Origin of the sequence: Chryseobacterium sp. Leaf404 (assembly GCF_001424145.1) — a bacterium.
Taxonomy (GTDB): Bacteria; Bacteroidota; Bacteroidia; order Flavobacteriales; family Weeksellaceae; genus Chryseobacterium.
Genome location: NZ_LMQM01000010.1, coordinates 107,562 through 131,259, shown reverse-complemented (window position 1 = coordinate 131,259; position 23,698 = coordinate 107,562). Strand labels below are relative to the sequence as shown.

Annotated in this window: 24 protein-coding genes and 1 pseudogene; 7 read left to right on the top strand and 18 right to left on the bottom strand. The window is 37.0% G+C overall.

All coding sequences use genetic code 11. The annotated features are described in order from the left end of the window. Positions 1-29 precede the first annotated feature (29 nt). Both mltG and ASG31_RS06305 read left to right on the top strand, forming a co-directional pair. Positions 30-1,055 carry an endolytic transglycosylase MltG gene (gene mltG / locus ASG31_RS06310; RefSeq protein ID WP_056029397.1) on the top strand — a complete coding sequence of 342 codons (1,026 nt, stop codon included), beginning with the start codon at positions 30-32 and terminating at the stop codon, positions 1,053-1,055. Positions 1,056-1,222: 167 nt separating this feature from the next. Then, entirely contained in the window at positions 1,223-3,736 is a 2,514-nt protein-coding gene (locus tag ASG31_RS06305; RefSeq protein ID WP_056029394.1) for a TonB-dependent receptor domain-containing protein, read from the top strand. Between the two features lie 76 nt (positions 3,737-3,812). Here ASG31_RS06305 and ASG31_RS06300 read toward each other — a convergent pair whose 3' ends face one another. From ASG31_RS06300 to ASG31_RS06280, 5 genes are all read right to left on the bottom strand, one after another. Next, complete coding sequence (locus tag ASG31_RS06300) at positions 3,813-4,268, bottom strand: adenylyltransferase/cytidyltransferase family protein (protein ID WP_056029392.1); 456 nt, start codon at positions 4,266-4,268, stop codon at positions 3,813-3,815. 15 nt (positions 4,269-4,283) lie between these two features. Further along, on the bottom strand, positions 4,284-5,306 hold the full coding sequence (gene galE, locus ASG31_RS06295; RefSeq protein ID WP_056029389.1) for a UDP-glucose 4-epimerase GalE: 1,023 nt from the start codon (positions 5,304-5,306) through the stop codon (positions 4,284-4,286). Positions 5,307-5,382: 76 nt separating this feature from the next. After that, entirely contained in the window at positions 5,383-5,964 is a 582-nt protein-coding gene (locus ASG31_RS06290; RefSeq protein ID WP_056029386.1) for a hypothetical protein, read from the bottom strand. Between the two features lie 85 nt (positions 5,965-6,049). After that, entirely contained in the window at positions 6,050-6,484 is a 435-nt protein-coding gene (locus tag ASG31_RS06285; protein WP_056029383.1) for a hypothetical protein, read from the bottom strand. Continuing rightward, on the bottom strand, positions 6,484-7,608 hold the full coding sequence (locus ASG31_RS06280; protein ID WP_056029379.1) for a DegT/DnrJ/EryC1/StrS family aminotransferase: 1,125 nt from the start codon (positions 7,606-7,608) through the stop codon (positions 6,484-6,486). Before ASG31_RS06280 ends, ASG31_RS06285 begins: the two co-directional genes overlap by 1 nt. Before the next feature lie 165 nt (positions 7,609-7,773). Here ASG31_RS06280 and ASG31_RS06275 point away from each other — a divergent pair, with 165 nt between their 5' ends. After that, positions 7,774-9,369 carry a S8/S53 family peptidase gene (locus tag ASG31_RS06275; RefSeq protein ID WP_056029376.1) on the top strand — a complete coding sequence of 532 codons (1,596 nt, stop codon included), beginning with the start codon at positions 7,774-7,776 and terminating at the stop codon, positions 9,367-9,369. 54 nt (positions 9,370-9,423) lie between these two features. On the opposite strand, the gene ASG31_RS06270 is transcribed toward ASG31_RS06275, so the two are convergent. The 3 genes from ASG31_RS06270 to ASG31_RS06260 form a co-directional block, all read right to left on the bottom strand. Continuing rightward, positions 9,424-9,780, bottom strand: coding sequence for a bleomycin resistance protein (locus ASG31_RS06270; RefSeq protein ID WP_056029373.1), 357 nt, complete (start codon positions 9,778-9,780; stop codon positions 9,424-9,426). A 10-nt stretch (positions 9,781-9,790) separates the two neighbouring features. After that, the gene (locus ASG31_RS06265) at positions 9,791-10,711 is read right to left on the bottom strand and encodes a helix-turn-helix domain-containing protein (RefSeq protein ID WP_056029370.1); all 921 of its coding nucleotides are present in this window, start codon (positions 10,709-10,711) and stop codon (positions 9,791-9,793) included. A gap of 69 nt (positions 10,712-10,780) precedes the next feature. Next, the gene (locus tag ASG31_RS06260) at positions 10,781-11,617 is read right to left on the bottom strand and encodes an SDR family NAD(P)-dependent oxidoreductase (protein WP_056029367.1); all 837 of its coding nucleotides are present in this window, start codon (positions 11,615-11,617) and stop codon (positions 10,781-10,783) included. Positions 11,618-11,788: 171 nt separating this feature from the next. Between ASG31_RS06260 and ASG31_RS06255 the strand changes: the two genes are divergently transcribed. Further along, on the top strand, positions 11,789-12,502 hold the full coding sequence (locus ASG31_RS06255; RefSeq protein ID WP_056029365.1) for a hypothetical protein: 714 nt from the start codon (positions 11,789-11,791) through the stop codon (positions 12,500-12,502). A 196-nt stretch (positions 12,503-12,698) separates the two neighbouring features. Here ASG31_RS06255 and ASG31_RS06250 read toward each other — a convergent pair whose 3' ends face one another. The 5 genes from ASG31_RS06250 to ASG31_RS06230 form a co-directional block, all read right to left on the bottom strand. Beyond that, positions 12,699-13,499 (bottom strand): hypothetical protein, encoded by an 801-nt coding sequence (locus ASG31_RS06250; protein WP_056029362.1) that lies wholly within the window; start codon positions 13,497-13,499, stop codon positions 12,699-12,701. 211 nt (positions 13,500-13,710) lie between these two features. Further along, positions 13,711-14,301: a Crp/Fnr family transcriptional regulator gene (locus tag ASG31_RS06245; protein WP_056029359.1), complete on the bottom strand. Its 591-nt coding sequence runs from the start codon at positions 14,299-14,301 to the stop codon at positions 13,711-13,713. Then, positions 14,298-14,684, bottom strand: coding sequence for a bacillithiol system redox-active protein YtxJ (ytxJ, locus tag ASG31_RS06240; RefSeq protein ID WP_056029357.1), 387 nt, complete (start codon positions 14,682-14,684; stop codon positions 14,298-14,300). The genes ASG31_RS06245 and ytxJ overlap by 4 nt, the downstream gene beginning before the upstream one ends. Beyond that, positions 14,681-15,127, bottom strand: coding sequence for a DUF1569 domain-containing protein (locus tag ASG31_RS06235; protein WP_231433719.1), 447 nt, complete (start codon positions 15,125-15,127; stop codon positions 14,681-14,683). The genes ytxJ and ASG31_RS06235 overlap by 4 nt, the downstream gene beginning before the upstream one ends. An 8-nt stretch (positions 15,128-15,135) precedes the next feature. Beyond that, entirely contained in the window at positions 15,136-15,681 is a 546-nt protein-coding gene (locus tag ASG31_RS06230; protein ID WP_056029354.1) for a YfiT family bacillithiol transferase, read from the bottom strand. Between the two features lie 147 nt (positions 15,682-15,828). Here ASG31_RS06230 and pncA point away from each other — a divergent pair, with 147 nt between their 5' ends. Beyond that, positions 15,829-16,434, top strand: a complete 606-nt coding sequence (gene pncA, locus ASG31_RS06225) for a bifunctional nicotinamidase/pyrazinamidase (protein WP_056029351.1) — start codon at positions 15,829-15,831, stop codon at positions 16,432-16,434. A gap of 342 nt (positions 16,435-16,776) precedes the next feature. Here the strand turns inward: pncA and ASG31_RS06220 are convergent, their stop codons facing one another. The 4 genes and pseudogenes from ASG31_RS06220 to pdhA form a co-directional block, all read right to left on the bottom strand. Continuing rightward, positions 16,777-18,012, bottom strand: a complete 1,236-nt coding sequence (locus ASG31_RS06220) for a PQQ-dependent sugar dehydrogenase (RefSeq protein ID WP_056031305.1) — start codon at positions 18,010-18,012, stop codon at positions 16,777-16,779. 113 nt (positions 18,013-18,125) lie between these two features. Continuing rightward, positions 18,126-18,986, bottom strand: a pseudogene (locus tag ASG31_RS18865) (GLPGLI family protein). Positions 18,987-19,135: 149 nt separating this feature from the next. Next, entirely contained in the window at positions 19,136-20,761 is a 1,626-nt protein-coding gene (locus tag ASG31_RS06205) for a pyruvate dehydrogenase complex dihydrolipoamide acetyltransferase (RefSeq protein ID WP_056029341.1), read from the bottom strand. A gap of 80 nt (positions 20,762-20,841) precedes the next feature. Then, on the bottom strand, positions 20,842-21,846 hold the full coding sequence (gene pdhA / locus ASG31_RS06200) for a pyruvate dehydrogenase (acetyl-transferring) E1 component subunit alpha (protein ID WP_056029338.1): 1,005 nt from the start codon (positions 21,844-21,846) through the stop codon (positions 20,842-20,844). A 125-nt stretch (positions 21,847-21,971) separates the two neighbouring features. Here pdhA and ASG31_RS06195 point away from each other — a divergent pair, with 125 nt between their 5' ends. Continuing rightward, positions 21,972-22,574, top strand: a complete 603-nt coding sequence (locus tag ASG31_RS06195) for a phosphatase PAP2 family protein (RefSeq protein WP_056029335.1) — start codon at positions 21,972-21,974, stop codon at positions 22,572-22,574. A gap of 9 nt (positions 22,575-22,583) precedes the next feature. Beyond that, positions 22,584-23,051, top strand: a complete 468-nt coding sequence (locus ASG31_RS06190) for a BlaI/MecI/CopY family transcriptional regulator (RefSeq protein WP_056029332.1) — start codon at positions 22,584-22,586, stop codon at positions 23,049-23,051. Positions 23,052-23,129: 78 nt separating this feature from the next. Here the strand turns inward: ASG31_RS06190 and ASG31_RS06185 are convergent, their stop codons facing one another. Continuing rightward, positions 23,130-23,528 (bottom strand): RNA recognition motif domain-containing protein, encoded by a 399-nt coding sequence (locus ASG31_RS06185; protein ID WP_056029329.1) that lies wholly within the window; start codon positions 23,526-23,528, stop codon positions 23,130-23,132. Positions 23,529-23,698 lie beyond the last annotated feature (170 nt).

Below are 23,698 nucleotides of genomic sequence, written 5' to 3'. Positions count from 1 at the left end.
AACAAAACACATATCGGTTTTTATAAATTATGAAAAAAACAGCTCTGATTATCGTAGTTCTGCTGATTGCTATCGGTGGATTTTTCGGTTTTAAGTTTTACAAAAAAAATTACGGAAACAATATCCAAAAAGATGGCTATGTTTTAATACCTCATGGTGCAGAGTTTAAACAGATTATAGATTCTGCTGCAAAGTTTGTAGATGATAAAGCGTCTTTTGAAGATATTGCACAGGAAAAAAATCTGCCTGAAAACTTTAAACCGGGAAGGTATCATTTTAAGAAAGGAATGGGAAATTCTGATCTTGTGAATATGATAAAGGCTGGAAATCAAAGTGAAAATTCGTTCAGGATTGGTGATTTTGGTGATGTGTACCAAATGGTGGGAAAAGTAACCAGAAAAACTGAAATTGATTCTCTGAAATTTGTAAGCGACCTGAATAAGATTGCAAATGAGAAAGGCTACACTTCTGCGGAAGATTTAAAAAAATATTTTTTTATCGACACGTATAATTTTTACTGGACGGTAACTCCTTCCGAATTTTTTAAAAAATTTAATGATCAGTATACCGAATTCTGGAATGCCGACAGGAAAGCAAAAGAAGCTCAATCCGGTTTAAGCAGAGATCAGATTTACGCTTTGGCATCTATTGTTTTTAAGGAATCCGGAGGTAAACCGGATGAGATGAAAACCATTGCCGGACTTTATCTGAACCGTTACAAAAAGGATATGAAACTTCAGAGTGATCCTACAGTGATTTACGCAATCAACAAGCAGACAAACTTTAAAGAATCTATAAAAAGAGTTCTGTACAAACATCTTTCTACGCCATCACCCTTTAATACATATGCCAATAAAGGAATTCCGCCGGGACCGATTTGTATCACAGATAAAAACTCTGTAGATGCGGTGCTGAATGCAGCAAAAAACAATTTTATTTTTATGTGTGCAGATCCTTCCAGACCGGGGTTTCACAAATTCACAGACAACGCAGAGGAGCATGCTGCCAATGCAAAAGTATATCAGGAGTGGCTTAACTCGCGAAATATAAAATAATAAAAATATTTAACCTTTTTTTAACAATTTAAAATTTAACAAATCAGGTTAAAAACCGTCTAATTAAGCATAAATAATAAACAAACTAACTTGTCTGCAACAATTTAAATCATAAGAAACAGTCTTATTTTTTATTTTTTTTGCATTCTGTATACAATTAAGAACTTATGAATCAAACTGAAATCATCAGTCTGTTTACCAAAAAGACTTTAGGATTGACTTTTGTTTTATCAGCAGCGGCATTTGCTTTTGCGCAGGATAAAGTAAATGTTACAGGGTCTGTAGTAAACAGTTATAATCAGCCCGTCCCATACGCCTCTGTGACGTATGTAAACAAAACCAACAAAGCCCTGAGTGAAGGTGCATTAACGGATGAAAAAGGACAGTACACAATGCCCTTATCGCCCGGAAACTACGATATTACCATTGAGGCAATTGACTATAAAAAGGCTACTTTCAATAAACAGATTGCAACCGCAGGAAACGTTGGAGCACTCACGATTCAGCCTGAAGCAGCTGCTGCCTCCGAGAAAACTCAGGAAATTAAAGGTGTTGTAATTACCGCAACTACCAAACCCTACAAGGTGGAACTTGATAAAAGAACTTACGACCCATCTCAGGATATTGTGAGTAAAGGAGGAAGTTTGCAGGATGTTTTATCCAATGTTCCCTCAGTTTCTGTGGATACAGACGGTACAGTTTCTATGAGAGGAAGTTCTAACGTCCGTTTTTTAATTAACGGAAAACCTTCTGCCCTTCTGGGAATTGATGATGGTGCGAATGCATTACAGAGTATTCCTGCAGACCAAATTGAAAGAATTGAGGTGATTACCAACCCATCTTCGAAGTTTGAAGCCAGCGGAACAGCAGGTATTTTAAATATTATTTTAAAGAAATCAAAAAAAACCGGTTTTAACGGTAGTGTAATTGGAACTTTGGGGTATTTGCCTCAAACAAATTTAAATACCAATCTAAGCTGGAGAAAAGGAAACGTTACATGGTTTCTGAATGGTGGCGGTGGTTACAGAGAGTCCAAAAATACCAGCCGTAACAATGCTTATCTTACATCAGGGGATTTCAGAGAAACGCATAATGAATCGATTTCAAAAAGTAAAAACGACAACTATAATGCTACCGGTGGTGTGGTTTTAGATGTTACTGAAAAAACATCCATCAATGCTTCAGGTACCGTAAGAACTTTTGACGGAAGCAATATAGGAAATATTGATTATGTAAATTATGGTTTTAACAATGCCATCACTACCCGAAACAGAACGAGTACCGGTACTAATAATAACCTCGCATTTCAGGGTGATTTTGGCGTAGATCATAAATTTAATGATAAAGGACAGAATTTATCTCTTTCAGTAAGTCTCCAAAGCAACCGCTCCAATAATGACAGTGATATCTTTCAGACGCAGAACAACAGTTTTGATCTTCAGAACATCATAGGGCAGAAAACAAGAAATAAAACCTTGATTGGTAAAGCAGACTATGAATTGCCAATTGGTGAAAATTCTAAACTGGAAGCTGGGTACAGAATAGATGTGAATGCAAACAATTATCAGAATATTGTAACGCAGAATACTTCCTCATTACCATTCACCCTTTATCTTGATGATTATACTTATAATGCAAAATATGAGGAGATGTTTAATGCAGGATATGTTCAGTTCAGAAGCAAAATAGGTAAACTGGGATATCAATTAGGTGTGAGAAATGAAAATTCAAGAATTGATATTAATTACCGGAATTTAGCGGGAATGGGTCAGCAGAACGTAAAAAATTACAATAATCTTTTCCCAAGCGTTTTCCTGAGCTACGAAGTTGCTAAAGACAATCAGTTCCTTTTAAATTATTCACGAAGAATTGACAGACCAAGATCTTACTTTCTGATTCCAAATCCAAGTTACAGCGATAACCAGAATATTTTTGACGGTAATATTGACCTCAATCCTTCTTACGTTGACTCGTACGAATTAGGATACAGCATTTCAAAAAGTAAATTTACGATCAATCCTACGCTCTACTACAGACATCAGACAGCTGATGTAAAAATCATCACTTACAATAAGCAGGAGGATATTAATAATGTTCCAACTACAGTTTTTCATACTAAACCTGTAAATGTTGGTAGTGATGACAGATATGGATTAGACTTAAATTTTAACTGGGATGCTACCAAATGGCTTAAGTTCTTAGGAAATGTGGATCTTTTTGGATACAATACCAAAGGAGTTTACTTTGACCCTTCACTCATGTCTGAATCGCAAAACTTTAACGGAAGTGGTTTTGCAGCAAGAGCAAGGCTTACTTCAACAGTGAAAATTGACAAGACTTTAAATTTCCAGCTTCAGGGATTCTACAGAGGTGGTCAGAAAACTGAGAGTTTAGACAGAAAAGATATGTATGCATTGAGCTTCGGAGCTTCAAAAACAATCTGGAAGGGCGACGGAACTTTATCTTTCAACATCCAGGATATCTTTAATACCCGGGCAATGAGATCTACCACATACGGATCCGGTTTCACAAGAGATTCATATATGCAGTGGCAGCCAAGACAGTTTTCTGTTTCTCTTACCTACAGATTTAAGCAAGGAAACGAAAAAGTGGATCAGCCAAAACGTAAAAAAGATATCAACTCAAATGCAAGCGGCGACGACCAACAGGGACCAATGTAAATTTGAATGTTGACAAAAACAAAAAGAGTTCAGTAATTATATTTACCGAACTCTTTTTTTGTATAAAATAACAGTATTATTTTTCTGCTACTTCCACGCCTTCTGCTTTTGCTTTTTCAGCTTCGTAGATTCTTTTTCTTAAATCACTCGTTGAAAATCTGTGGTCTCTTTTATTATAGAAAATCTCAATTCCGTTATCATTACAGTATTGCTTTCCTGTGAAATCTCTGTCGGCATAGTCATCTCCAATGATTCTTACATCAATTACAAAAGATTTTAAAATATCTTCCAAATCCTGCTCGGTGTAGTACGGTATAATTTCATCTACAGCACTCACACCCTTTAACTGAATATATCTTTCAACAATTGTCTGCGTAGGTTTGTTTTTGTTTGGTCTGTCGTGTGACGGGTCAATCTGAAGGCCCACAATCAGGTAGTCGCAAACCGTTTTTGCTTCTTCAAGCATCTTGATGTGTCCTGCATGCAGTAAATCAAATGAGGAAAATGTAATGCCTATTCTTTCAGTTTTCATGTATCGATCTATAATTTAATTTGTTTTTGTTTCTAAATATTTCTGCCATTCCCAAACCGTTTTTAAAGATTCTTCAAGCGATGTCTGGGCTTTCCAGTTGAGTATCTCTTCGGCTTTGTCAGCGTTGGCATAAGCGATTGTAATGTCGCCCTCTCTCCTGTCACAAATCTGATAAGGTACTGAAACATCATTTGCTTTTTCAAATGCTTTCACCACTTCCAAGACAGACGATCCTTTTCCGGTTCCCAAATTAAATATATCAATAACCGAACCATCAGAATTATCATTTATAAGTTTTTTTAATGCCGCCACGTGTGCTTTTGCCAAATCAGTAATATGAATATAATCTCTCACCGCCGTGCCATCGTCTGTAGGATAATCATCTCCCCAAATGCTCAGTTTTTCTCTGATACCAGATGCCGTCTGCATTACGTAAGGGACAAGATTATTGGGTACTCCTATAGGCAATTCACCTAGAATACCACTTTCATGAGCACCAATTGGGTTGAAATATCTAAGAAGACTGATCTTTCTATTGTACGCTTTTGCAAAATCAATTAAGATTTCCTCTCCCATCTGTTTGGTTTTACCGTAAACACTTTCCGGCATTTTCAGCGGCGTATTTTCATTAATCGGCATTTCATCCGCCTGCCCATAAACCGTACATGATGAGCTGAAGATGAAATTCGAAAGATTTCTCTCCTTAAATTCCTGAAGGATATTGATTAATGAAAATAAATTGTTTTCGTAATAATCAACAGGTTTTACCTGGCTCTCTCCTACCGCCTTAAACGCAGCAAAATTGATGCACCCATCAATTATATGGGCATCAAAAACCTGATTCAGAAGTTCTTTCCTCTTTAAATCAAATGGATAAAAAATCGGCCTCTTACCCGTAATCTCTTCAATATTATTTAAAATGAATTTTTCTGAATGCGAAAGATCATCAACGATGATCACCTCATAATTATTACTAATCAATTCTACAACCGTGTGCGAACCAATGTATCCAAGACCTCCTGTTACTAATATTGCCATGTCTTTGTTTAATGTATAATTTTTGATACTTTGTCAAAGCTTTAAAGATGTTTTTTTGTGCTTTGACAAAGTTTTTTTATTTACTGTGATTTAATTTGAAATTTTCCAAATCTCCAAATATCGTTATCACAAGATTTGCCTTCACTGTAAAGTTTTCGTTAAGCAGAATATCTTTATAAGATGAATATGTATAATTCTCATAATCTGCGCTAATTTTGAGAGAATTTTTATGAATTGAAACGACTGTATTTCTCAAATTTTCCTCACTTTCTATTTTCAGTCTCTTAAAGTGTGACTCAAATAAATTACCTGTCCGGACTTTATTAAATCTGTTAAAAGCCTGTGAGTAGGAACTTATCAATTTACTGAACTGTTTGCTAATCACAGAATCATAAGAATGTAAACCGGTAGTGTGAAAATTCTTAATTTTCAGCTCATCAGGAAATTCATCTTCGGATTTTATCTTTACCAAAAGATCAAAATAGTTAGGCATCAAACTGTACGCATAAATATCGCATACCGGACTGAGAAAAAGCTTAACCTTCGAAAGGAAAAATCTATAATTTTCATCTGACAAAAAAGTTCTTTCGCCATTGACTCCTTTGTTATAGATGTGATAAAAACTATCCGGTTCCAGATTTTGTTCTCTGATTTCCATTGTTCAACATTTGTGTATGTTCATTTTTTTATCTGAAAACTTTGTCAAAGCAACACCTCATGCCCAAAAGCTTTGACAAAGTAAACTACGCATTACTTCCGATATCCTCTATATCAACAAAATTTACATCCTTTTGTTTCAATAGATTCACTACCAAAAAAAGTATGGCAAGAACGGCGAATACAGCTGTAAATTTAAAAATATCTTCGTCAGGATCTGCTCCTTCAAAAATCTGTTTAAGATATCCGCAGACAAAGAAGACCGCTATGATGGTGTAGTGGATATTAAAAAGTTTTATGCTTCTTTTATCTTTGATGCAGATAGCGATCAAGCAGGTGAGGGCTGTAAGAGATGTTGCGAAAGCGAAGGGTAGATTAATGTTCTCCCAGGTTAAACTTTCGGAGTTTTTCAGTTCTTCAAAACTGATCATTGTACCTTCACCGAATAACAGCAAAATAAAAAGTTCGGTTAAAAATAAGATTATACCTACTGCTCTGTATCTGAAAATTCTCTTTTTCATTAATTCATAAACTCCAAAACAGCGTCCGTAATATATTTCAGTTGTTCATCATCCAGTTCTGTATGCATTGGAAGAGAGATTACCTGATCCAGAAGTCTGTCTGTATTTACAAAATCTGCGTCGTTGGATTCCTGATAATACGCTTTTTGTTTTCTTAAAGCTACAGGATAATAGATCATTGCAGGAATTTCCTTTTCAGTTAAAAATTTCTGAAGGTCGTTTCTTTTTCCGTTCAGAATTCTCAAAGTATATTGGTGAAAAACGTGAGTAGAATTTTCTGCTCTTTTTGGGGTTAGAATATTTTCATTTCCGGCAAAAGCTTCGTCGTAATAGTCAGCGGCCTTTCTTCTGGCATCGTTGTAAGAATCAAGGTGAGGAAGTTTTTTTCTTAAAATTGCTGCCTGCACGCTGTCTAATCTTGAATTTACGCCTACCTCATCGTGATAATATCTCTCGTACATTCCGTGGTTTACAATACCTCTCAATCGGTGAGCGAGCTCGTCATTATTGGTAAAGATCGCGCCACCGTCGCCGTAGCAACCCAGATTTTTAGACGGAAAGAAAGAAGTTGTACCCACAGTTGACATTGTTCCGGTTTTCTTAGTAGAACCGTCAGCAAAAGTAAATTCTGAGCCTATAGCCTGCGCGTTGTCTTCGATGACGAAAAGGTTATTTTCTTCAGCAATTTTCAGAATCTCTTCCATATTGGATGCCTGCCCGAAAATATGAACGGGGATAATTGCCTTTGTTTTGGGAGTAATTGCTTTTCTTACTGCATCGGGAGAAATAGTAAAAGTATCATAATCTACATCTACCAAAACAGATTTCAGTTTTAAAAGATGAATAACTTCCACCGTTGCGGCAAAAGTAAAATCTGCAGTGATGATTTCATCGCCTTCCTGAAGGTCTAATGCCATCAGTGCAATCTGAAGAGCATCAGTTCCGTTGGCACATGGGATGACGTGTTTTACATCCAGATAAGATTCCAGTTCAGATTGGAAAGATTTTACTTCCGGGCCGTTGATGAAAGCCGCAGAATCCATTACATTAAGTACAGCATTGTCTACCTCGTTTTTTATTTTATAATATTGACTTTGCAGATCAACCATCTGAATCTTTTTCATATGTAGATTTTTTTGTTTTTAAAATTTTGTAATCGCCCAATCATCAAATTATGATTAATTCTAAATCCGGCGACTTTAAAAATAAATATTTCCGTAAAAATACGGATTTTAAAATCCTGCCAAAAATTTTATTCATTTTGTTTTATCTTTACTAAAAATAAATACATGAAAAAATCTATACTCGCTTTTGTTTTAGGACTTTCGGTTTCAGTTTCGGCACAGACCGAGCTTGTTTTTGTGTATTTTAACGGAAAGCCGAATAAGGCGGCATTTTATGCCAATCCACTTTCTGAACTCACTCAAAAATCACTCAACAGAAGAACGTCTTTGGGGATTGCATTGAATGATCAGGACGCACCTTTGGAAACCTCTTACGTGCAGGCCGTCCAGAATCTCGGACTCACGGTTGCTGATAAATCAAAATGGCTGAATGGTGTTGCTGTCACTGTAAATCAGGCACAAGTTAATCAAATCAAAGCATTACCATTCGTACAGTCGGTGGAAAGTTTTGCTAAAAATTCTTCTCTTACTCTGAAGGTTCAAAATCAGAATAAATTTCAGGAATTTCAAAATATTAATACGGTTTTTAATTATGGTTCCGGATTGGATCAGATTGATCAGATCAATCTGAAACCCCTTCACCTTGCGGGCTACACAGGAACTGGAATCGCGGTAGCAGTCATTGATTCCGGTTTTCCGAGCGTAGATAACGGGATGACGTTTTCAAGACTTTGGGCAAATAACCAGATAAAAGCAGGTTATGATTTTGTAACCAAAACTTCAAATATTTATGAACACAATCTGAATGCCCACGGAACGGCTGTTTTAGGAGCGATTGGCGGCTTTGTTCAGGATCAGTTTGTTGGCTCTGCACCCGATGCCAATTTCTATCTCTACCGAAGTGAAGATGCAACAGCAGAAGTTCCCGAGGAAGAAATGTACTGGATTGAAGCTGCGGAAGAAGCCGACAGACAGGGAGTGGATTTAATAACAACTTCTTTAGGTTACGCCATCTTTGATGATCCGAAATACAGTTATACCTATTCTCAGATGAATGGTATTACTTCTTTCATTGCGCGGGGAGCAGAAATTGCAGTGAATAAAGGTATTTTTGTGCTGTTTGCAGCAGGAAACTCTGGCGAACAGCCGTGGCATTACATCGTGACTCCGGCAGATAACTCCAAAGTTTTCACCATTGGAAGTGTGGACGGAGCGGGAAATTCATCACCATTTTCATCATACGGACCCAATTCGGCAGGCGTTGTAAAACCTGATGCTTCAGCAAGAGGAACGGCCGCCGTTACCGTTAACGGAAGCTCAACCATCACTGTGACAGGAACATCAATTGCCGCACCTGTGGCTGCCGGTGGCGTTGCATGTCTTATTCAGGCATTCCCTGCGATGAACAGGGATACAATGAGAAATTCTTTACGTTCATCTGCTTCACTGGCACCCAGCCACACCGATCAGATGGGTTACGGAATTTTAAATTTCGGTAGCTTGTTTAATGCGGTTTTGAATACCTCGGAACTGGTTCAGAAAAACAAAATTTCAATTTTCCCAAATCCTGTAAAAGACATTCTGAATATTGTTTCTGAAAAAGAGATTCTTTCTGTCCAGATTTACGATAATTTAGGCAGAATAATTACAACAGAAAAAAACAAAAAATCTTTTAAAGTTTCTGATTTTGCGAAAGGAACTTATTATCTGAAGATTCAGACAAAGGATGATGTTTTTTATGGGAAGTTTTTGAAGGAATAAATTTGCTGAAATTACTTGACTACATTTAATTAAAGGTAGGAACACAAATATTATTCAGAAACTTTCCCCAAAAGTCAACAGATTAGAATCAGGATCCAAAAGCGAAAATTCTTTTTGTCCCCAAGATTTTGTCTGTAGGCTTCCATTAGGATGAATCTCTACTCTTTCATCAACCAGCGAATGGTAAAAAGCATCAATACCTGAAACTCTGATGTAAACCATACCATAGTTTTCTTTTGGATTCAGATCAGTAAATAGAAAAAAGTGAATTTCGATTTCATCTTTTTTAAGCATTAAATAATCCGGAAAATCATCAGAACCCAACTGCTCGAAACCAAGCTTTTCAATATAATATTTTTTGGTTTCAGCTTTGTTCCGCATTGGAAGCTTTGGGTGGATTTGAGTAAGCATAATTTCTAATTTAATTAAAAGAAGTTCTGAATTCTAAAGGAGTCTGACTGGTTTTACTTTTAAAAAGTTTACTGAAAGACTGCGGATGTTCAAAGCCCAGTTCGTAGGCAATCTCGCTTACAGAAAGTTGTGTGGTAGAAAGCCTTTCCTTTGCCTTATCAATTAGTTTTTGATGAATATGTTGTTGCGTGCTTTGTCCGGTAAGAGATTTTAGAAGACTCCCAAGATAGTTCGACGACATGTTGAGCGATTCGGCAATTTCCTTTGCTGACGGAAGTCCGTTTTCCAGCAGTTTTCCGTCATTGAAATATTTTTCAATTTCAGATTCAAAACGTTCGAGAATCTGGTGATTTCCTTTTTTTCTTGTGATAAACTGTCTCTGGTAAAACCTTTCAAAATAATTAAGCATCACCTCAATCTGCGAAACGATGATATTCTGGGTAAAATCATCAATATTGTTGTGATATTCCCTTTGGATATTTTTAAAAATACTTAAAATAATTTCTTCCTCTTTTTCAGAAACAAAAAGTGCCTCGTTCACTGCATATCCAAAGAAAACATATTCTTTAATTTTCCTGGCCAGAGAAGTGTTCCACAGAAAATCAGGGTGAATACACATGATAATTCCTGTTGGTTTATCTTCATTTTTTGCAGGAACTTTAATCTCAACAATCTGCCCCGGCGAAACCATAGAAGCAATCCCCGAATCAAAATCATACTGCTGCTGACCATACCTGAATTTTCCTGAAAGATCCCTTTTTAAACCAATGCAGTAAAAATGCTGCAGCCATGTAATGCTTTTTTCATCAGTCTGATACGTGACATCAACATAATCAAACACGCTGATCAAAGGATGTTCAGGTTTTGGAAGACCGGCAATCGCGTGAAATTCTGCGATGGTATTGAGGGTAAGAATTTTCTTATTTTTCATGATAAAATAATATCAAAGATAGAGCAAATCTTTTCAGACCGCTCTATCTCTTGGGTTAAAATTAAAACTTTAAAAATCAGTTGAAGTACTCAGTTCCAAAGCTGAATCGATATCTGCATTCAGCGTTTTCATTTTATCTTTGGCTAAACCTACAGCATCAGTCCCCATCACAAAATGAATCGGCGGCTTCTGCATTTCCGCCAATTGAATAAAAGCTGAAGCTGCTTTATCAGGATCTCCCGGCTGATTACCGTTTATTTCTTCTTTATGTTTTGCCTCCACAGCTCTTGCAGCCGAATATTCAGCAATCGGATTTTCAGGAACCGTCATTGATCCCGAATCAAGGAAGTTAGTTCTGAAATACCCCGGATAAACCACCGTTGCATAGATTCCAAATTCTGCAACCTCATACGCAAGCGATTCTGTAAAACCAGCCACAGCAAATTTAGTTGCACAATACACGCCCCACCCCGGAAAAGCTCCCGTAATCCCTCCAATCGATGCTACATTCATAATGTAACCTGACTTTTGATTTCTAAGAAAAGGCATTGCCTGACGGATGACATTCAGCGAACCGAAAACGTTGGTGTCAAAATTTTTGCGGCTTTCTTCATCGGAAAGTTCTTCCAGAGTTCCAAGCTGCCCGTACCCGGCGTTATTGACGATGACATCTACCCTTCCAAATTTTTTCACTGTTGCCGTGATCGCTTTTTTCACATTGTTTTCATCCAGAAGATCCATTTCCAGAGGAAGAAAATTCTGTGAAGATTCAATACTTCCTTCAAAACTTTTCAATGATCTTGAGGTTGCTGCAACGCTGTAACCTTCAGCTAAAAGTTTCTGAACCAATGCCAAACCTAATCCTTTCGAGGCTCCTGTAACGAACCATACTTTTTTTGTGCTCATAATAATTTGTTTTTGTTGTTAATTATTTACAGGACAAAGTTGTGATTATAAGCATAGAAAAATTAAACCGATTCAACGGATTTTGTAGCCAAATTACTCCTTGTCCGAATATGGTTATTAACAAATGGAATCAATTTCAAATTAACTATATTCGTAAGTAAAACATATTCGATGAAATATTTTTATTTTGATTTTAAATTATTTTTAATCCTCATCTTCACGTTTATCATCATGACAGTGGTGGGAACTTTAAGCCATGAACTGGGACATTACGCTGTTGCTGAATATTTGGGTTATGATGCAACAATCGATTACCAAAGCACACATTTTGAGAGTGATAAAAAAATAAGCTATTTGAATTCTATCTATCAAAAATACGCTTACGAAATTAAGAACAATCTGAATTTTCCAGAAAAAGAGGAGTTTGATATTAAAAGAAAAGAATTCAGAAATGACAGAATTAAAATCCTCGCTGGCGGACCTCTTCAAACAATGATTACCGGAACTTTTGGGTTTGTTTTGCTGCTGATCTACCGTAAAAAACTTTTCTCTTTCAACAAAACTACTTTTACAGGATGGATTCTGGTATTCTGCTCATTATTTTGGTTAAGGCAGAGCGCAAATTCCTTTGGATGGACTCTTAATTACATTTTTACAGGCGAAAAATCAATGAGAGGTGATGAGCTGAGACTTGCACGGTTTTTAGACCTCAACATCTGGACAATTCACAGCATTACAGGGATTATTGGTTTAATCGTTTTGTTTACCGTTCTCCGTCTGCTACCTAAAAATCAGGTTTTAACCTTTCTCTGCGCAGGCTTGTTAGGTGGATGTTTAGGATTTTATCTCTGGCTGATTAAATTTGGTCAGTATATTTTACCCTAAAAAATTAAACAGTCTGAAAATTCTGTCATCATTTCGCCATTTTTGGGAATATCATCGGTGTATCATCGGTACATCCTAAACAAATAGCACTACATAGCAGAAAAAAATTAAACAGTTAGTAAAATTTTTGCTTCCCGATAATCCTTGTAAGGTTATTTAAATTCTGAATATTAACCTTGACAACGTTTAATTTACCTTAAACTTCTTTCTTTGCACTCTTTCTTTTTCTTAAAAACACTCCGTATACAAATGTTATCAGAGGAAGAATGATTGACGGTATCGTATATTTAAGCTCGTCTGCTAAATACTGAAAATATCCCCCAAAAGTATTTTTGACAGACACATTCACATCTACATCAAACTGTTGTTCAAATAGCACTTCGTCATTATCTACTGACTGAAAAATAAAAATTAGAGGTGATTTGGAAGTGTAGTTTTTTGCTTTAATGTGCCATTTCCAAAAAATCTCATCATTTTTATCATCAATTGCCTTAATGATTCCGTCATCTGAATCTATAATTTTAAAAACTTCATCATCACATTTTAATGAAACCTTGATTTTATTAGTCGAAAATGTTGTTTTTGCGTACTTTATATCAGTCTCTAAAATTTTTTGATCATTTAACTTGTCTGCATGTTCGATTAAACGTTTCTTAACTAACGCAATTTCTTTTAGACTTACCATTGCAAACACGGTGTAAGTTTGATTTTTTGTCATTTCCTGCGGAGCATAAACTGCTGTGTTTGCTCTAATATCATCTGCTAAAGATATATTGTTCTCAATACTTTTATTTGTAATTAAAGAATCAGGTTTTATTGATAAGGTATCCAGACTTGTCTGTGTTGAATCTATTCCACTACTCTGAGTAGAGTCTTTAGAAGATTCCACAGAATCTGAAGACATGCTTTCTTTATCACCATTTTTACATTCAAGGAACGCTAAAATAATTAGAACTACAGAAAGCACTTTACAGGTTAAGCCAATTAAAGTTTTCATAGATATTAGTTTTTGAGGTATTTATCAAATTTACATAATTTTAAACCTCCAGACAATCGTCATTTTGTGGTATTTTACAATAAAAAATCCCTTTCATGATTAAATAAAAGGGATTGTATACAGTAAATAGTATCTGTCTTTCTGTGATAATTATAAAATGAATTTTATTGCAAATTCAGTTTCTTTAAAAAAGATTAGATACATTCCTATCCTAATCTGTAATAAAATTCTTCCTTGCCAGTTCTTTTCTCACACGGCTCAAACTCTCAGGAGTAATCCCAAGATACGATGCAATCATCCATTGAGGCACTCTCATCATGAGATCGGGATACATTTTTGTGAATTTCATGTAACGTTCCTCTGCTGTCTCGCCGAGCAAAGAATTGATTCTATCCTGAAGACTCCGCACATGTTTCTGTATAATCAGATCATTTCTTTCGATGCTGTTCGGGAATTCCTCCAAAAGTTTGCTGAAGAAATCGGGATTCAGAAATAAAATCTCAGAATCTTCAACAGCTTCTATAAAATATTTGGATTTTTCATTAAAATACAGGCTGCTTCTGTCGCCCATCAGCCAGTTTTCCGGGGCAAACTGTATGATGTGCTCTTTCCCGTTTTTGTCGATAGAATACATTCTGAGGAGACCTTTTTCCACAAAAAAAGTGTTGCGGCAAATCTCGCCCTGCTGTAAAAGAAACTCGTGCTTACTCACTTTTCTCGATTCGTACTGGATGCTGCAAAGATTAAGCTTCTCTGCGGGAACTTCAAATACGTTGGCTAAATAATTCTGTATGTTGCTCATTCTGTAATCTGGCTTAAAGAAATATCCTGATGTGATGCTGAATTTTTTACTGCTCCGTTTTCAAATACAATGAGCTGCGGGCTTTCATGTCTTACATTGAAATCTTCGGCAATTTTATTGGAAACTGCTCGGTAGGCGATCAGGTCTAAAAAATAGAATTCCGCATCGTTATTCTCGCTGTCATGAAGTTCTGCTTCAAAATTTTTAAGTACCGTTTTGCTGATGAAACATCTTGTGGAATGCTTAAAAATGGCCACTTTTTTATTTTCAGAAGCTTCTACCGCTTTTGCCAGATCATTTTCGCTTTCAATCAGTTTCCATAAAGGCAGACTGCTGTCGTTTTCTTCCTTTTTATCGCCAAATATTTTTCCAAATAAACTCATACGCTAAATTGTTTTAAGTGATGTTCAAGATGTTTGTACTCCATAAAACCCCAGTTTTCGTCTGTCATTTTTCCGAATAACTGGTGCTCAGAAAGAAATTTATCGTTTTTTCTGAATTCTGCATACTCATCAAGGGTTTTCAGAAGCTCTTTTTTCGAAACATCAAAATCACAGTCAAAATTAATGATTAGTTTTTTAAAAGTAGGCATATTTGGCGGAATTCCGTTATTGAAGGTTTTCATTTCGTATTTCGTGAAAATGCCTATCCATCTGAAAAGGAAAAATGTTTTGGGCAGCACTGTTTTTTTCATTGGAACTTTTAAAACTTTACTGCAGTGTGTAAGCATCTGTGCTACATTCATCCTACCCCATTTCCTTTCTGCTTCAGGTTTTAAATTTGATATTCTCTGCTTTATCTCAAGAAAATCGGCTGTTGTATGCAAACTTTTTCTTACCAACCCTGTTCGTTTTTCAGATTTTCTATGTGGGCAAAGTGATGGTTGCAATGCCAGACGTAAAGTGCAAGACAGATTCTCAAATTATAGTTCCTGCCCTGCTCGGGATGATGAAAAGTGCGGTCAAACTGTCTGTTTGTAAGCGATTTCAGCAGATGAGACCATCTTTGATGGATTCCTTTCAGCATTTTCATTGCAGGTTTGATGCTGATCGATGCACTGTCCTGCAATTCTGCCCATTTGGCTTCCTCATAGGGCTTTATCACTGGGTTTTCTTCAGTAAGGGCTAATTTAAATCTGATAAAACTGTTGGAATGGCTGTCTGCAAGATGATTGACGAGCTGTCTCACCGTCCAGCCTTTTTCACGGTATGGTGTATCGAGCTGTTCGTCTGAGAAGTTTTCAATTAAAGTTTTCAGTTTTCCGGGAAAGTTTTTAATGACTTTTATGTATTCATCTAACTGAATATCTGTGATGTCCTGCGGTTCGTTAAAATGACCGATTGGATATTGTCTACTGCTGAGATTTTGTAAGTTTTCCATAGCGTGTCTATTTGTCCGATAATTTTATTTTGGACAAATATTTGAGTTTAGTCTGCTGTAAATTTATCGAAAATAAGAAGAGTTTTAAAATGATTTTACAGTATTTTTAAAGTTAAATTTTAAGGCTCTCAATTAAAAAAATTATATATGAAAAAAGCTCTTATCGTTGTAGATGTACAGAATGATTTCTGTGAAGGCGGCTCTCTTGCGGTTCCCAATGCTAAAGAAATTATTCCCTACATCAATCTTTTAATGGAAGAAAACCAGTATGACCAGATTGTTTTTACTCAGGATTTTCATCCTGCCAATCACAAAAGTTTTGCCTCCAACAACAACAGAAAAGTGGGTGAAAGCATCATTCTGAACGGAGTTCCGCAGTTTATGTGGCCAGACCACTGCGTACAGGGAACAAAAGGTGCAGAGTTTCATCCTGATTTGAATATTGAAAAAGCCACGCACACGGTTCAGAAAGGAACAAATTCTGAAATTGACAGCTACAGCGGTTTCCAGGATAATAATCATTTTATGAAAACGGGGCTTGACGATTTTTTAAAATACCACGACATCCAACTGGTTGAAATCGTTGGTTTGGCCTTGGATTACTGTGTGAAATTTACGGCTACAGATGCCGTTGCCAACGGATATGTTACCTGCGTTCACTTCAACGGAACACGGGCAGTAAATGTAAAACCTGATAATGGTAAAGACGCGATTTTTGAATTGCTTCAGAAAGGGGTTACGGTTTTAGGGTGATTTTGGGTGCTGGAGGCGGGCTTCGGGGTGCAAGATTCGGGCCTTCGGCTTCGCTCAGAATGACATTTGCTGATTTGAGGTTTGAGGTTTGAGATTTGTGATTTGTGATTTGGGATTTGGGGTGCAAATTAAGGTGTTTCGGCATATCAAGTGGTTTTAATTACGAATCGTAACTAGCCCTGATTGCAGCGGTTACCCCGCAACTGGCGAGGGGAAAAGTGGTGGCGTGAGGAGTAGTAGCGGAAAGCAGGTTCCCGGCTCCTAAAAAAATAAAATTACAGAATCAATTTTCAGTTTCACAGTAAGGAACATAAAAAAATCTCCATTACGGAGATTTTGTGTTTACTGTTTTGATATTTTGTAGAGTCTGCCTCCGTCTGTGACTGCATATAAAGCACCGTCAATGCCTTGTGTAATGTCTCTGAAACGTTGGTCTTCTGTTGCCAGAAGTCTTTCTTCACCGTAAACTTTACTGTCTTTAATCACAAGTCTTACGATATGTTTACCGGATAAGGCCGCTACGAAGAGATTGTTCTGCCATTCTGGAATATTGTTTCCCCTGTAGAAGGTCATTCCGCTTGGTGAAATCACAGGATCCCAATAATAAACCGGCTGCTGCATGCCTGCCTGCTGCTGAATTCCCGAACCAATCGTTGCGCCGTCATATTCTATTCCATAAGTGATCGTTGGCCATCCGTAGTTGGCTCCGGCGGTTACTTTATTGATTTCATCACCTCCTCTCGGGCCGTGCTCGCTTTGAAAAAGCTCACCGGTTGTAGGATGAATTGCCATTCCCTGAGGATTTCTGTGGCCAATGCTGTATAATTCTGGCAGAGAACCGCTTCCTGCGAAAGTTGGATTACCGGGTCCCGGCTGACCGTCTTTTGTAATTCTGATAATTTTACCTAAGGCCGCACTCACAGACTGTGCGAGGGGTCTGGTAGTAATATCTGAACGCTCTCCGGTGCTTACCAGAAGGTTTCCGGTGGAATCGAATAAAATTCGTCCTCCGTAATGCAGATTTCCGACTGATGCTGATGGAGCTGCTCTGTAAATTACTGTTGCGTTTTCGATTGCTGTTTCACTTGTGGAAAGTTTTCCTTTAGCAACTGAAGTTACTGTTCCTCCTGCTACATTTTCAGAAAAGACCCAGTAGATCATTCTGTTTGTTACAAATTGAGGATCGAGGCACAACCCTAAAAGACCGCCCTGCCCATTTGAATTGACTGCCGGAATTCCTGTGATAGCCGCTCCCACCGCTCCTGTGGCTGTAACAATTTTCATTGCGCCTGTTTTTTGGGTCACGAGTAATCTGCCGTCGGGCATTGATGTTATGCCCCAGGGTGAAGATAAAGTGGTGGCAATGACTTCAGTTTTAATGGGTGTTACGGTTTTTACTCCCCCTGCTCTTGTCTGGCCTGGAAAAGCGGGAGCATACGATGTATTTGCAGGATTGGTTTCTACAGGAGCAAGAAGTGCCTCGTCCGGTGGAGAAGGTAGATTTTCTTCCATTTCTGCGGTGCAGCTGAAAGTGAAAAATGCAGCTGCAAGCAGTAGATAAGTCTTTTGTAATTTCATAAAATATTTTTTTTGTGCTGGTGAAAGTATTTTACACAGCAACAAAATGCAAGCCATCCATTCTCTGATTGGCCAAACAAAATACCCGAAATTTAATTCCGGGCATTATGTTATTATTTCAGCAGATCTACTTCTAAAAGGTTATTATTCTTTTTATTGGATTCAATCTGCTTTTTCTCGCGATCTTTCATTATTTTATTCATGTCTACAGGATTTCCTGATGCATCGGTCACGCGGTAGATAACTCCTGACGCCATCATCTGCCTGGTTCCTTTGTTTGGGTCTGCTCTGTAATCCAGATATGCTTTTTTAAATTTTTTGTGATCTAAGACAATCAAAGCGTTAAATCTTTTTTTATCCTTAAAACTTTTGAAAGCAGTATCAGTATTCATCTTCTGAATTCCTTTTAATTCGTAGAAATGTGATTTTGTCTCATCTTCAATTTTAACAATCAGCCCTGGAAGACCATGAAATTTGTAAAGGCCATCCTGTATCGGAATGTCTGCTGCGAACTATGCAGTCCAGTTTCTTCCGGCAAAATTACAGGTGGCCTTATGTGTCATCAGCTCTCCTGTTTTCTGTTTTTCGGGTGAGATTTTCCATTCCTGTTTTCTGGTTTCAGCCATCATGTATTCTTCGCCCCCTAATTTTATAAAGTAACTGATCTGATAATCCGGATAGTTTTTTTCTACGTGATGCCTTACTTTTCCGCCGGTTGCCATACCTTTCATATTTATAATTCCGGAACTTATCTGTTTTGAAATCTCAGCAAGCCTTGTAGAATCTGCCTCTGCTGTCGCTTTACTGTAAAACTGTGATCCTTTGGAATAGACTTTCAGAAGCATTATTTCTGTTTCTACTTTATCTTTTTCCAATGAATCTACCACGAATTTATATTCATACGAAAAACGCTGATTCTGGGCGTAACTGAAAATGCATAAAAACGAAACTGTTGCAAGAATTATTTTTTTCATTTATATTTTTTCACTAAAATAGGATATTATTTTTTTCCTGCAAAATAATTTTAATTTCTAAATGTAAAATTGAACTGGTGACAATCTTATTTAAAACAAAAAAAACCTCCCAAAATTGAGAGGTTTGTATTCATAAATCTAAAAAGATGTTATACCAATAAAGATAACGGGCTTTCTAAATAAGTTCTTAAAGTCTGTAAGAATTGAGCTCCGGTAGCACCGTCCACTACTCTGTGGTCACATGCCAGTGAAAGCTTCATTGTATTTCCTACTACAATCTGACCGTCTTTTACGATAGGTTTTTCAATAATCGCACCTACAGAAAGAATTGCAGAGTTTGGTTGGTTGATGATACTTGTGAAAGTTTCGATACCAAACATTCCAAGGTTCGAAATTGAGAAAGTAGAACCTTCCATTTCGTTTGCCTTAAGACCTTTGCTCTTCGCTCTTCCAGCCATATCTTTTACGCCAGCAGAAATTTGAGTGTAAGACATATGATCTGTATTCTTCAGCACCGGAACTACCAATCCGTCTGGAATTGCCACCGCAACACCGATGTTGATATTTCCTCTGTGGATTACTTTGTCTCCTGCCCAGCTTGAATTTACCTGCGGATGTTTTCTTAAAGCAATTGCAGTCGCTTTAATAATCATATCATTGAAAGAAATTTTCGTATCCGGAAGTGTGTTGATTTCTTTTCTTGCTTCAATCGCTTTATCCATATTGATCTCCACCATCAGGTAATAGTGAGGAGCAGTAAATTTGCTTTCAGAAAGACGTTTTGCGATAATATTTCTTACCTGAGAGTTTGGAGTTTCAGTATCTTCACCCTGTACAAAATTCACAGCAACCTGAGCAGATGCACTTGGCGCAGATGCTGTTGCAGCAGCTTTTTCAGAAGGCTTGTAGTTTTCAATATCTTTCTTAACGATTCTTCCGTTTTCACCGGAACCCTGTACTGAATGAATGTCAACTCCTTTATCCTGAGCCATTTTTTTAGCCAAAGGAGAAATTGCCACTCTGTCTGAAGAAGAAGCAGACGCCTGTGCAGCCGGTTTTTCTTCAGTTTTTGTTTCAGATTTCTGTTCTGCTGGTTTGTCGGAAGATTTTTCTGATGATTTTTCCGCCGGCTTTGATGATCCTACAGCAGAAACATCAGTACCTTCAGGGCCGATGATTGCCAAAACGGTATCAACAGGAGCAGCACCACCTTCTTCAACGCCCTGCTTTAATAAAACGCCGTTAAATTCAGATTCAAAATCCTGAACGGCTTTATCTGTTTCGATTTCAGCAAGAAGATCTCCTTCTTTTACGGTATCTCCAACGTTTTTATGCCATTTAGCCACTTTACCTTCAGTCATTGTATCTGAAAGTCTCGGCATTGTGATTACTTCCACACCGGCAGGAACTTCTGCTGAAGTCTGTTCTACACTTGTAGCTTCGTTTTCAGTTTTAGATTCTTCCGCAGATTTTTTCTCTTCAGAAGAACCTTCAGCTGCAGGAGCACTTCCTCCTGTTAATGAAGAAATATCTTCACCTTCTTTACCGATAATGGCTAAAACAGAATCTACAGCTGCTGCATTTCCTTCTTCTACACCTACAAATAAGAGTGTTCCTTCAATTTCAGATTCAAAATCCTGTACTGCTTTGTCGGTTTCGATTTCGGCTAAGATATCTCCTTCTTTCACCTTATCTCCTACTTTTTTATGCCACTTAGCCACTTTTCCTTCCGTCATTGTATCGGAAAGACGTGGCATTGTAATTACTTCTGCCATAATTTATATTGATTTGAATTTTGAGATTCGAGATTTGAGATTAGGGAAACTCAAATGCCAAATTTCAAATTAATTTAATTTTATTGATTTTCAAATTTATCTAAGAACGGATAGTTTTCCTGAGCGTAAACGTACTCGTAGATTTTCTCAGTATCAGGATATGGAGAGTTTTCCATAAACTCAATACATTCTTCAACGAAATCTCTTGATTTGTTATCCAAAGCTTCCAGTTCTTCTTCTGTAGCCCAGCTGTTAGAAAGGATTCTTGATTTGATCAGTTCTATAGGGTCGTCATTTTTAGCGATTGCCACTTCTTCCTTAGATCTGTAAGGCTCAGCATCAGACATAGAGTGACCTCTGAAACGGTAAGTTCTTGCTTCGATGAAAGTTGGCCCGTCACCTCTTCTTGCTCTTTCAATAGCTTCGTAAGCAGCTTCAGCCACTTTCTCAGGATCCATTGCGTCTACAGCAAGACATGGCATTTCGTAACCTAAACCTAATTTATAGATATCTTCGTGATTGGCTGTTCTTTTTACAGAAGTTCCCATCGCGTATTGATTGTTTTCAACAACGAAAATTACAGGAAGTTTCCAGTTCATCGCCATGTTGAAAGTTTCGTGAAGAGATCCCTGTCTTGCAGCACCGTCTCCGAAGAAACAGATGTTTACTGCTTTTCTGTCAAAATACTGATCTGCGAAAGCAATACCTGCTCCTAAAGGAATCTGACCTCCTACGATACCGTGACCACCGTAGAATCTGTGTTCTTTACTGAAAATATGCATAGAACCACCCATACCACCGGAAGTACCTGTAGCTTTACCACAAAGTTCTGCCATGATTCTTTTAGGATCAACGCCCATTGCCATTGGATGGATATGACATCTGTATGCAGTGATCATACTGTCTTTTGTTAAATCCATTGCATGCGTAAAACCAGCAGGAATAGCCTCCTGACCGTTGTACAAATGTAAAAAACCTCTTATTTTTTGTTTTAGATAGAGAGAACGGCATTTGTCTTCAAACCTTCTCCACATAGTCATATCTTCATACCACTTTAGGTACACCTCTTTAGAAAATTCTTTCATGTGCTAGCTTCTTGCTTATTTATTATGAAATAGTTGAGCAAAAATATAAAAAAAACTTTGTTTTATTATATATGAAGCAACTGTTTTTTTCCGTATAATATTATATTTACATCATTAAAATTAAAATGGAAGAAAAACAGACATCATCTTTACACAAAATTTCGAGAATTATATCAGATTTTTTTAACCCTTTGGTTTCTCTTGTCCTTTTTTTCGTGTATATGAGCGTGCATGAATATAACATCAAACAGTCTCTCACCCATTTTTTACCGATTCTGCTGATGATTATCCTGCCTGTAGTAGGCTGGATTTATTATCATGTAAAAACAGGGCTCTACACCAATATGGATGTTTCAAACCGCACGCAGAGAAAAACGCTTTATTTCTTTATAGGATTCTGTGTTGTATTTTATATCCTTATTGCCTATCTGATGTACAATCAGGTGGATTTTGTGATGCTTTTTATTTTGATTCTGCTGCTGGCATTGCAGATCAGCAATTATTTTATTAAAAGTTCGATGCACACTGCTTTCAATGTCTTTGTGGCTGCATTATTTTATAACATCGAACCTTACATGGGATTCCTATGGCTTTTTATAGCAGTTCTGGTGGGTTTAACGAGGGTTATTTTGAAGAGACACACGCCGAAAGAGGTTATTTTAGGGGCATTTATAGCTTTTTCAGTTTCTTTTTTCTATCTTTATTGCGATATACAATACAGGAATTAAATTATTTATATGAAGATCAATCACCTTACTTCTGCAGAAGAAAATCTGATGAGACTTTTCTGGAAGCTTCATTCATTCTATCTTAAAGATGTTATGGAGCAACATTCTGATCCGAAACCGCACCAGAATACAGTTTCAACGTATCTTAAAATTCTGGTTGAAAAAGGATATTTAAAAACCGAAAAAGAAGGAAGGATTTTCAGATACAGTGTTTTGGTTCCCGTTGAAGATTACAGAAATTTTCTGTTGAAAGAAATATCGGAAAACTTTTTTGATAATTCGGGCAAAGAGATTATTGCTTTTCTGCTAAGGGAAAATCTGGTTGTAAAAGAAGATCTGAATGAATATTTCGATCACGATTTAGACTTAAAAGCTCCGAAAATGAAGGCTCCAAGATTAGAAATTGCTGATGAAATTCTGAATCCTAAAAAAGATAAGAAGGCAAAGGATAAAAAGAAGAAAAAGAAAAAAGATTAATCTGTCAAACAAAAAAATCTGAGAATATTCTCAGATCATTATACAAAAAAAGCGGCTTTAAAAAAGCCGCCTTAATTTTTACCAACGATTTCCGCCACGGTCGTTTCCACCACCGTAACTTCCTCCACCGTTGCCTCTGTTATTTCCTCCGTAACCGCTGCCACCGCCGCTTCTGTTACCGCCACCGTAGCCACCGCCACCGCTTCTGTTATTGTCAAAACTTCTTCTTGGTTTATCTTCTCTTGGCTTAGCCTCAGAAACGTTTAACGCTTTTCCGTTAAATTCTTTCTCATGCAAAGCTTCGATAGCCTGTTGTCCTTCCTCGTCGCCCATTTCGATAAATCCGAAACCTCTTGAACGACCAGTTTCTCTGTCTGTAATGATTTTAGCTGAAGAAACTTCTCCAAACTCTGAAAATAGGTCTTGCAACTCATGTTCTTTAGTTGCGTAATTGATGTTTGAAACAAAAATGTTCATTGTAAAAAAAATTAAATTAGTAAAGATTTGGTATATAAAAGAAAAACAACATACAGTAATGAACAAATATTGATTCCAAATATAAACGTCTGCAAGATACAATTAAAAATTTCAAAATCAAGTTTTTTTTTAATCATTTGCATAAATATTAAAATAATCTTTAATTACTG

Bases quoted from the DNA above. Each gene is read 5' to 3' on its own strand.
- galE (WP_056029389.1), bottom strand. From the start codon at position 5,306: ATGGCAATATTAGTAACAGGAGGTCTTGGATACATTGGTTCGCACACG.
- ASG31_RS06205 (WP_056029341.1), bottom strand. From the start codon at position 20,761: ATGGCAGAAGTAATTACAATGCCACGTCTTTCCGATACAATGACGGAA.
- ASG31_RS06190 (WP_056029332.1), top strand. From the start codon at position 22,584: ATGAAGATCAATCACCTTACTTCTGCAGAAGAAAATCTGATGAGACTT.
- pdhA (WP_056029338.1), bottom strand. From the start codon at position 21,846: ATGAAAGAATTTTCTAAAGAGGTGTACCTAAAGTGGTATGAAGATATG.
- ASG31_RS06250 (WP_056029362.1), bottom strand. From the start codon at position 13,499: ATGAAAACTTTAATTGGCTTAACCTGTAAAGTGCTTTCTGTAGTTCTA.
- ASG31_RS06230 (WP_056029354.1), bottom strand. From the start codon at position 15,681: ATGGAAAACTTACAAAATCTCAGCAGTAGACAATATCCAATCGGTCAT.
- ASG31_RS06285 (WP_056029383.1), bottom strand. From the start codon at position 6,484: ATGAAAAAGAGAATTTTCAGATACAGAGCAGTAGGTATAATCTTATTT.
- ASG31_RS06245 (WP_056029359.1), bottom strand. From the start codon at position 14,301: ATGAGCAACATACAGAATTATTTAGCCAACGTATTTGAAGTTCCCGCA.
- ASG31_RS06275 (WP_056029376.1), top strand. From the start codon at position 7,774: ATGAAAAAATCTATACTCGCTTTTGTTTTAGGACTTTCGGTTTCAGTT.
- ASG31_RS06265 (WP_056029370.1), bottom strand. From the start codon at position 10,711: ATGAAAAATAAGAAAATTCTTACCCTCAATACCATCGCAGAATTTCAC.
- ASG31_RS06305 (WP_056029394.1), top strand. From the start codon at position 1,223: ATGAATCAAACTGAAATCATCAGTCTGTTTACCAAAAAGACTTTAGGA.
- ASG31_RS06185 (WP_056029329.1), bottom strand. From the start codon at position 23,528: ATGAACATTTTTGTTTCAAACATCAATTACGCAACTAAAGAACATGAG.
- ASG31_RS06300 (WP_056029392.1), bottom strand. From the start codon at position 4,268: ATGAAAACTGAAAGAATAGGCATTACATTTTCCTCATTTGATTTACTG.
- mltG (WP_056029397.1), top strand. From the start codon at position 30: ATGAAAAAAACAGCTCTGATTATCGTAGTTCTGCTGATTGCTATCGGT.
- ASG31_RS06195 (WP_056029335.1), top strand. From the start codon at position 21,972: ATGGAAGAAAAACAGACATCATCTTTACACAAAATTTCGAGAATTATA.
- ASG31_RS06290 (WP_056029386.1), bottom strand. From the start codon at position 5,964: ATGGAAATCAGAGAACAAAATCTGGAACCGGATAGTTTTTATCACATC.
- ASG31_RS06280 (WP_056029379.1), bottom strand. From the start codon at position 7,608: ATGAAAAAGATTCAGATGGTTGATCTGCAAAGTCAATATTATAAAATA.
- ASG31_RS06255 (WP_056029365.1), top strand. From the start codon at position 11,789: ATGAAATATTTTTATTTTGATTTTAAATTATTTTTAATCCTCATCTTC.
- ASG31_RS06220 (WP_056031305.1), bottom strand. From the start codon at position 18,012: ATGAAATTACAAAAGACTTATCTACTGCTTGCAGCTGCATTTTTCACT.
- ASG31_RS06260 (WP_056029367.1), bottom strand. From the start codon at position 11,617: ATGAGCACAAAAAAAGTATGGTTCGTTACAGGAGCCTCGAAAGGATTA.
- ytxJ (WP_056029357.1), bottom strand. From the start codon at position 14,684: ATGAGTTTATTTGGAAAAATATTTGGCGATAAAAAGGAAGAAAACGAC.
- pncA (WP_056029351.1), top strand. From the start codon at position 15,829: ATGAAAAAAGCTCTTATCGTTGTAGATGTACAGAATGATTTCTGTGAA.
- ASG31_RS06270 (WP_056029373.1), bottom strand. From the start codon at position 9,780: ATGCTTACTCAAATCCACCCAAAGCTTCCAATGCGGAACAAAGCTGAA.